This is a genomic window from Thalassotalea fusca (genome assembly GCF_053485835.1).
Genome location: NZ_JBQRUN010000043.1, coordinates 1 through 1159, shown reverse-complemented (window position 1 = coordinate 1159; position 1159 = coordinate 1). Strand labels below are relative to the sequence as shown.

Here is a 1159-nt window from a genome sequence, read left to right as displayed (position 1 = left end):
TTAGGGTTGTATGGTTAAGTGACTAAGCGTATATGGTGGATGCCTTGGCAGTTAGAGGCGATGAAAGACGTGTTAATCTGCGATAAGCTCAGTTAAGGTGATAAAAACCGTTATAGACTGAGATTTCTGAATGGGGAAACCCACTTGCATAAGCAAGTATCTTTTAGTGAATACATAGCTAAAAGAGGCGAACCGGGAGAACTGAAACATCTAAGTACCCCGAGGAAAAGAAATCAACCGAGATTTCCTTAGTAGCGGCGAGCGAACGGGAATTAGCCCTTAAGCATGGGGGCGCTAGTGGAATGTTCTGGAAAGGACAGCGATACAGGGTGATAGCCCCGTACACGAAAGCAAACCCAATGTGAAATCGAGTAGGTCGGCACACGTGAAATGTTGACTGAACATGGGGGGACCATCCTCCAAGGCTAAATACTCCTAACTGACCGATAGTGAACCAGTACCGTGAGGGAAAGGCGAAAAGAACCCCTGTGAGGGGAGTGAAATAGAACCTGAAACCGTATACGTACAAGCAGTGGAAGCCTTCGGGTGACTGCGTACCTTTTGTATAATGGGTCAGCGACTTATATTTAGTAGCAAGGTTAACCGATTAGGGGAGCCGTAGCGAAAGCGAGTGTTAACTGCGCGTTCAGTTGCTAGGTATAGACCCGAAACCCGGCGATCTACCCATGGGCAGGTTGAAGGTTGAGTAACATCAACTGGAGGACCGAACACACGTATGTTGAAAAATGCGGTGATGACCTGTGGGTCGGAGTGAAAGGCTAATCAAGCCGGGAGATAGCTGGTTCTCCCCGAAATCTATTTAGGTAGAGCCTCGCACGAACACCATTGGGGGTAGAGCACTGTTAAGGCTAGGGGGTCATCCCGACTTACCAACCCTTTGCAAACTCCGAATACCGATGAGTGATATGCGGGAGACACACGGTGGGTGCTAACGTCCATCGTGAAGAGGGAAACAACCCAGACCGCCAGCTAAGGTCCCAAAGTCATAGTTAAGTGGGAAACGATGTGGAAAGGCATAGACAGCTAGGAGGTTGGCTTAGAAGCAGCCATCCTTTAAAGAAAGCGTAATAGCTCACTAGTCGAGTCGGTCTGCGCGGAAGATGTAACGGGGCTAAACTATGCACCGAAGCTGCGGATT

Annotated in this window: 1 rRNA gene; it reads left to right on the top strand. The window is 48.8% G+C overall.

What is annotated here, in order from left to right:
• Window positions 1-12: 12 nt before the first annotated feature.
• Window positions 13-1159, top strand: a 23S ribosomal RNA gene (locus ACSLUK_RS19905); the annotation flags it as partial.